Genomic DNA, 6,638 nt, shown 5'->3' with positions numbered 1-6,638 from the left:
CACCACGGCCTCAAACACAGCACCGCCTGGACACCCACCGGGGCCAGCAAAGACCACCCGCCGGGCTGGACCTCACCGACCGGCCGGCACTACGCCAGCGAACACCAAGACTGGGAACCACCCCACTGGCCCAATGTCTTGATGACCGCGGACGCCGGCCCGGACCCCGGCCCGGACCAAGAACCCGAACCCGACCAGGACCTCGAACTGAAGCTGCTGCCCGAGGACCCCTTCCCGGACTGGYACCWCTTCACGGCAGAGCACCCGCTGTCCGCCGCGGACCCGGACGATCCGGGCTGGCCAGTGACCCTCAAGGACCCCGTCCCGGAGTGTTTCCTGTTCCAACAGGTGTGACCCGTGGAGGTGGGATGTACCGTTTGCCGTCAGCTTGTCGCAATCACTGCCCTAGTAGGCTCATCACACGCGATGAACAGGAGCTGACGTGGGGCAGATGGCGGTAACGGGGACGACGGGAACAGGAACGACGGTCGCCGAGGTGTTGGCCGAACTGGCTGCCCTCGAGGACCCAAAGACCCGCGCGGTGAACGAGAGACACGGCGACGATCACGGCGTGAACCTCGGCAAACTGCGCGCGCTTGCCAAGCGGTTGAAGACCCAGCAGGAACTCGCACTCCAACTCTGGGAGGCGGATACCACCGCGGCGAGACTGCTGGCCATCCTGATCTGCCGGCCCAAGGCGTTCGAAAGCGCTGAGTTGGACACCCTGTTGCGCCAGGCGGACACCCCCAAGGTGCACGACTGGCTGGTGAACTACGTAGTGAAGAAGAGCCCGCACACCGAGGAGCTGCGCCTGGCCTGGTTCGCCGATCCGGAGCCTGCGGTCGCCAGTGCCGGCTGGGCGCTCACCACCGAGCGCGTGGCGAAGAAGGCCGAGGGCCTCGACCTCGCCGGACTGCTCGACGTCATCGACGCAGAGATGAAGGACGCCCCGGATCGCCTGCAGTGGGCGATGAACCACTGCCTGGCTCAGATCGGCATTGAGCATCCCGAGCATAGAGCTCGGGCCATCGGCATCGGTGAACGCTTGCAGGTACTCAAGGACTACCCGACGCCGCCGAACTGCACCTCCCCGTTCGCGCCCATCTGGATCACCGAGATGGTGCGCCGCCAGCATGACACGTAGGCCGGCCCCTCGGAACTGCCGGACTGCGCCGAATCTCTTGCCCTCCGCGGCCGCTGCGGGTATGAGGGAGGCATGGGTTCGCAACGAGACGTCCTCCGCGGCCGCGTGGCGGTCGTGACTGGTTCGACACGCGGTCTGGGATTCGCCATGGCACGGCGGCTGGGACATCAAGGAGCGGCGGTGGTTCTGGCGTCCAGGTCCGACGACGACGTCGCGGCCGCCGTCGAGCGGCTGCTCGCGGAAGGGATTGCTGCGTCCGGACGCCGCTGCGACACCGGCGAGTTGGCCGACGTCGAGGCCCTGCGCGACGAGGCCCTCAGCCGCGGAACGCTCGACATCTGGGTCAACAACGCCGGCACCTCGGGCGTCTTCGGGCCGACGGCATCCACTCCGATCGACGACTTCACGCGCGTGGTGCGCACGAACATCCTCGGCACCTTCCACGGCTCGCGGATCGCGCTGCCAGTGTTCCTCGGCCAAGGCCACGGCGACCTCGTCAACGTCTACGGCCAAGGCGACCGCGGGCCGGTGGCGCTGCAGAACGCCTATGCGTCGAGCAAGCGATGGGTCCGCCAATTCACCGAGACGTTGCGGCGGGAGACGCAAGGCACCGGGGTGCGGGTGCACGGCCTGAACCCGGGTCTGGTAACCACGGACTTGCTGGGGCACGTCACGTCCCAAGCCGGGTACGAGCGTCGGCTGGGCGGTCTGCAGGTCGTCGTCGGGCTCTGGGGCCAGACCCCCGACGCCGCCGCGCGTCCGCTCCTGGACCTGGTAACCACGGACGCAGCGGAATTCCGCTATCTGACCAAAACGACCATGGTGTCCAGCGGAGTGCGCAACGTGCTGGCCGGGCGCCTGCGCCGCGCCAACCGTATGCCCCTGGACGTCACCGTTCTCGACACGGACCGTTCAGACTGACCGGGACGCGACTTTCTTACGGGGCGCAGACCCATCCTTCCGCGGGTCGAAGGACCGTTCAGCCCGACCGGGGCGTGAACTGGCTGGCAGTGAACTCCGCTCCTTGGGGGTCCCGGATCAGTGCCGTCCGCGTCCACTCAGTGTCGCTTTGGCTCAGGACCTGGGCGCCGGGGCGCGTGGCCTCCACCACCGTCCGGTCCCGGTCGGCAACGGTGAACGAGACGTGCCGGCGCTGCAGCAGCAGGGCGCCGGGCAGGGCTGATTGGCTCGTCTCCGGCTCCGATCTCGGTTAGAGTAGAGGTGCGTAGGGGAGTATTCCGAAGCGCTGCATACGTCAACACGTCGGGCACCGAAGCCTGGCCGGGTGCAGCGGCCAGCCGGACGGCGGGCGGAGAGACTTACGAGGCTCACTGCTACCCTCCCTACGAAAGCAGGCACCCGTTGACTGTTTCTCCCCTGATCTGGGGCATCACGATTGTGGCCATTCTGGCCCTTCTGGCCTTTGACTACTTCTTCCATATCCGCAAGGCCCACGTTCCCACGTTGAAGGAAGCGGCCATCTGGTCCGGCCTCTATGTGGGCCTCGCCATCATCTTCGGCATCCTCGTCCTGATCTTCGGCGGCGCGGCCAGGGGCTCGGAGTATTTCGCCGGTTACATCACCGAGAAGGCCCTGTCGGTAGACAACCTGTTTGTCTTCCTGATCATCATCGCCAGCTTCCGGGTTCCCCGCGAGGACCAGCAAAAGGTGCTGCTGTTCGGCATCGTGTTTTCGCTTCTTGCCCGTACCGGCTTCATCTTCCTCGGCGCGGCCCTGATCAACTCCTTCGCCTGGGTGTTCTACGCTTTCGGTCTGATTCTGCTGATCACGGCCGGCAACCTGCTCAAGCCCGGGCCCGAGCACGGCGGCGAAGCGGACAACTTCATCATCCGCCTGGCCCGCAAGTTCTTCCACACCTCCGATCACTACGACGGCGACAGGCTGTTCACCATGGAGAACGGCAAAAAGGTTCTGACCCCGATGCTGCTGGTCATGGTAGCCATCGGCGGCACCGACCTCTTGTTCGCCCTGGACTCGATTCCCGCCATCTTCGGCTTAACCCAGAACGTCTACGTTGTCTTCACCGCCACGGCGTTCTCGCTGATGGGCCTGCGCCAGCTGTACTTCCTGATCGACGGCCTGCTTGACCGGCTGATCTACCTCTCCTACGGGCTGGCCGCGATCCTGGCCTTCATCGGCGTCAAACTGATCCTGCACGCCCTACACGAGAACAACCTGCCGTTCATCCACGACGGCCAGCCCGTACCGGTCTTTGAGATCACCACCGGCCTGTCCCTGACCGTCATCATCGGCGCGCTGTTCATCACCGTGCTGGCGTCGCTGCTGAGCAAGGCAGGCAAGGCACAAACATCCATCAACAACGCCCGCCGGCATGCGGTCAGCTACCTGGACCTGGAATACACCGCGGATCCCGCCGAGCGCGAGCGCATCTACGGCGCATTGCTGGAAGAGGTCCGGCAAATCGAACAGATGGACCCGAAGTATCGCAACAAGGCCAAGGATGTAGACACCATCCGCGCCGAGGTGGCCGAAGCACACCGGCAGCACGAGCAGTACCTGGCACGGTAGCTGGTCCGGAACGGTGGCGGYGCAGCCTGCGTCGCCACAGTTCCGAGCACGACGACGACGACGGCGGGTGCCTTACCGCAGCTCAGGCCCGAGTCGCCGGGTCGGCTGCGGCCGCTTCAGCCGATGCGCTCCGCCAGCGAGACGATGATGCCCTCCGGACCGCGCACGTAGGCCGTCCGCCAACTGTGCTCGTACTCGCCGACACCTCCGACCAGCCCGTAGCCCTCCGAGGCCAATGGTGATGCCGATATGGTCAAAAGGCCGTACCGGTGACATTGGGGTCTCCCATCCTGGACGTGGATCGTAGTGCTCAGCCGTTGCCGCCCGCTGAAGCTCGGCCGTTGGCCAATTACACCTTTTCAGCGTCTCGGTCGTGTGGCTAGGCTTCGAAGAAAACGCGGTGGACTAACCGCACACGGAAGGAACGCTCGTGCTGGATTCCAGTGTCGACAAAATGGCACGCTCCTATATTGAGGCCGTTGGCACTCACAATATGGATGCCCTCAACAACCTGCTCGATGACGATCTTGTGGCCACTTTCGCGGGCAGCACTTTCGACAAGGAAGGCTGGAGCAAGGCTCTCAAGCGCCTTCTCCCGGTTCTGGTCAGAAACGACGTCCGGGAAGTCTTCACCACGGAGGACCGCGCCTGCGTCGTCTACGACTTTGTCACCGACACGGCCGCTGGCGCTGTCCGGTGCATCGAACTGCTGACCATCCAGGCAGACAAGATCCGCGAGATCGAACTCCTCCTGGACAGGGCCGCCTTCGCGCCCGTCAATGAGGCGCTGGACGCCGCCGACGCCCGGCGCGGTCAGATCCGGCCCTGAGGGCGTTCAGTATTCACCCTTGATCACGAAGTAGGAGCCGCGGATAACGCCCGCCAGCTTCGATTTTTGGCGGGCAAACTTGAACTTGGATTCCAACTCCTCCGGAACATCCATGCCGTCCGCGAGTTTGAATCCCACAGCGCGTTTCCCGCCGTCCTCGATGCTGTACATGACATTGATCGACAGCCCTGACTCGTAGAAAACGTAGTCCATCCGGAGGCCGTCAACTTCGAAGGAGGTTGCCTCGAGCGGGCGGGAGCCGATGACGATGTCGCGCTCGTCCCGGAGGATTCGGCTGACCCGTTCGACCGTTTCTGGGACCTCGCCGGCGGGGCTCACCGTAAAGGCGTGGTCGTACTTGTTTCGGTAATAGCGGGCCTCGTTGGCACGCAAACCGGCGAGGGCCTCGGCGACCGGCGACGATTCCACGCCGACTGTAGAGACGTCCTTGAAGTCAACGGTGTACGGCATGCATCCTCCTGGTAAGACCTGTTTGGGACCAATGCTAACGCGACGACGGGTTAGTGCCGCGCCGGCCCGAACCATCTGGCCAGCGCGTCCTCCAGCCCCCGCGGGGTCCCGTCTCCCGTCCATGCCACATGCCCGTCCGGCCGGATCAGCACGGCCGTAGGTCCGCTGACTGAACCGATCACCGGAAGCTCCCACCCGCCGTGGTACGTGGCGTCCACCAACTGGACCTGATCTGCCCACAGCCCCGGGCCGATGCTGCCCGGCGCGCCGAGGTTGAGCAGCACAGCCCGGGCGTCGTGCAGGAGGGTGAATACGCGCAGCGGGCCGTTCGCGGCGACGACGTCGAGATCGGGCATCCGGCGCCCGAGCAGCGGGTGCCCCTCACCGAGGTCATACCGGACGTCCAGGCCGGAGATGAGCCCGGCCAGCTGCTTCCGGGCCGCATCGATTGTCAGCAGGCCGGCTACGGTATCGGCCAGCGCGCCGATCCGAGGGTCGGCGCGCTGCATGACCGACTGAGCCATGGTGTGCTTCAGGGCCCGCGCCCCGGCGGGGTGCCGCTCGGCGTGGTAGGTGTCCAGCAGGCTGTCCGGCGCAGTGCCTTTGACCACCTGGGCGAGCTTCCAGCCGAGGTTCACCGCGTCCTGGATGCCCAGCCCGATCCCCTGCCCGCCCGACGGGGCATGGATGTGCGCGGCGTCCCCGGCCAGCAGCACCCGGCCGCTGCGGTAGGCCGCGGCCTGCCGCGTCGCGTCGGTGAACCGTGAGATCCACGTCGGGTTGTGGATCCCGAAGTCGGTGCCGTAGATGTCGGTCAAGGCCTTGCCGAGATCAGCCAGGCTGGGCTCGACTGCCGGTCCAAGCCGCTTCTCGGTCACCACCACCCGCGTGGTGCGGCCGTCCTCCATCAGGTGCAGCCCATGGATTCCCACCTCGTCGATGCGCGCGCCCGCCGGCGTCTCCTCGGTCACCTCCACTTCGGCGATCAGGCTGCTACGCGTCGCGTCCCAGCCGGGGAATTCGATGCCGGCTGCCTTGCGGACAGCACTTCGCCCGCCGTCGGCGCCGACCAGGTATAGCGCACGCATCGTCCCGCCGTCGGCGAGGTTCACGTCAATCCCGCCATTGTCCTGGGCGAAGCCCGCCACCTCGGTCCCCCGGTGGACCGGCACACCCAGCTCCTCGATCCAGCCGGCCAGGATCCGCTCAATATGGTTCTGCCACAGACCAAGGGTGTAAGGGTGCCGGGTAGGAAAGTCGCTCACATCCAGCGTCGTGTTCCCGAAGAATGCCGCCTGGACGGGTTTGCCCGCGGCGAGGAACCGGTCGGCAATTCCGCGCTGATCGAGGATCTCGATGGTCCGCGAGTGGAATCCTCCCGCGCGCGAGCCCACCAACTCCGGCGTCGGGCGACGCTCCAGAATCGCCGTGTCTACCCCGGCCAAAGCCAGCTCGCCGGCCAGCATCATCCCAGTCGGACCGCCTCCGACAACGATCACATCCACCATCACAACCCCCGGCCTCTCCATGCCGTGTCCCTACGCCTCTTCCGGGCACGTCTGAGCCAGTGTGCGGCATGACTGGGGCCTTGCCGCAAGCCCCCTTGCGCGGGATAGATTGGAACTAGAGGGGACAGGAAGCGCT

General features: G+C 65.8%; 7 protein-coding genes and 1 pseudogene. 5 read left to right on the top strand and 3 right to left on the bottom strand.

Annotated elements, in window-relative coordinates; genetic code table 11:
• The 3 genes and pseudogenes from AB4Y86_RS08955 to AB4Y86_RS08945 all read left to right on the top strand — a co-directional run.
• Positions 1 to 354, top strand: a pseudogene (locus tag AB4Y86_RS08955) (hypothetical protein); the annotation flags it as partial.
• Between the two features lie 97 nt (positions 355 to 451).
• Positions 452 to 1,144 carry a DNA alkylation repair protein gene (locus AB4Y86_RS08950; RefSeq protein WP_441401898.1) on the top strand — a complete coding sequence of 231 codons (693 nt, stop codon included), beginning with the start codon at positions 452 to 454 and terminating at the stop codon, positions 1,142 to 1,144.
• A gap of 72 nt (positions 1,145 to 1,216) precedes the next feature.
• Positions 1,217 to 2,065, top strand: coding sequence for an SDR family oxidoreductase (locus AB4Y86_RS08945; RefSeq protein ID WP_441401897.1), 849 nt, complete (start codon positions 1,217 to 1,219; stop codon positions 2,063 to 2,065).
• A gap of 58 nt (positions 2,066 to 2,123) precedes the next feature.
• Here the strand turns inward: AB4Y86_RS08945 and AB4Y86_RS08940 are convergent, their stop codons facing one another.
• A complete protein-coding gene (locus AB4Y86_RS08940; protein ID WP_441401899.1) occupies positions 2,124 to 2,303 on the bottom strand; it encodes a VOC family protein in 180 nt (59 codons plus the stop codon).
• Positions 2,304 to 2,506: 203 nt separating this feature from the next.
• On the opposite strand from AB4Y86_RS08940, the gene AB4Y86_RS08935 reads away from it, so the two are divergent.
• Together AB4Y86_RS08935 and AB4Y86_RS08930 are read left to right on the top strand one after the other, a co-directional pair.
• Complete coding sequence (locus tag AB4Y86_RS08935; protein ID WP_441401896.1) at positions 2,507 to 3,694, top strand: TerC family protein; 1,188 nt, start codon at positions 2,507 to 2,509, stop codon at positions 3,692 to 3,694.
• 430 nt (positions 3,695 to 4,124) lie between these two features.
• Positions 4,125 to 4,523 (top strand): nuclear transport factor 2 family protein, encoded by a 399-nt coding sequence (locus AB4Y86_RS08930; RefSeq protein ID WP_441401895.1) that lies wholly within the window; start codon positions 4,125 to 4,127, stop codon positions 4,521 to 4,523.
• 6 nt (positions 4,524 to 4,529) lie between these two features.
• On the opposite strand, the gene AB4Y86_RS08925 is transcribed toward AB4Y86_RS08930, so the two are convergent.
• Entirely contained in the window at positions 4,530 to 4,994 is a 465-nt protein-coding gene (locus tag AB4Y86_RS08925) for a phage tail protein (protein WP_441401894.1), read from the bottom strand.
• 50 nt (positions 4,995 to 5,044) lie between these two features.
• Complete coding sequence (locus AB4Y86_RS08920) at positions 5,045 to 6,523, bottom strand: FAD-dependent monooxygenase (RefSeq protein WP_441401893.1); 1,479 nt, start codon at positions 6,521 to 6,523, stop codon at positions 5,045 to 5,047.
• Positions 6,524 to 6,638 lie beyond the last annotated feature (115 nt).

The organism is Arthrobacter sp. 2YAF22_2 (assembly GCF_052114645.1).
Lineage (GTDB): Bacteria > Actinomycetota > Actinomycetes > Actinomycetales > Micrococcaceae > Arthrobacter.
This window is presented reverse-complemented; position numbering and strand designations above follow the sequence as displayed.